The 246-nt window shown below is 61.8% G+C and carries 1 protein-coding gene; it reads right to left on the bottom strand.

Annotated features, from left to right (window positions below):
* Positions 1–246, bottom strand: a 246-nt coding sequence (locus SB754_RS22230) for a TolC family protein (RefSeq protein ID WP_410784452.1), incomplete at both ends; no start/stop codon positions are given.

Here is a 246-nt window from a genome sequence, read left to right as displayed (position 1 = left end):
ATCGTTCGCGCATCCTGATATCGGTTGTAGGTTGCCAGTTGGCTGATCGACCCATTGACGGTGGGAAGCCATGCCGCGCTGGCTTCACCCAGCGCGGCAGCCTGGATCTTGATCGATGCCCACGCCACCTGAACGCGCGGGTTGTGGCACAGCGCGAGGTCAACCGCTTCGCCGATCGTCAGCGGTTTCGTCAGGTCCGTGGATGAAGAACACGCAACCGGCATGTCGTCGCCAGGTAATCTGGGC

This window comes from Leifsonia sp. SIMBA_070 (assembly GCF_046534635.1).
Lineage (GTDB): Bacteria > Actinomycetota > Actinomycetes > Actinomycetales > Microbacteriaceae > Leifsonia.
The sequence above is the reverse complement of the archived record's forward strand: the minus strand, read 5'-3'. Positions and strand labels throughout refer to the sequence as shown.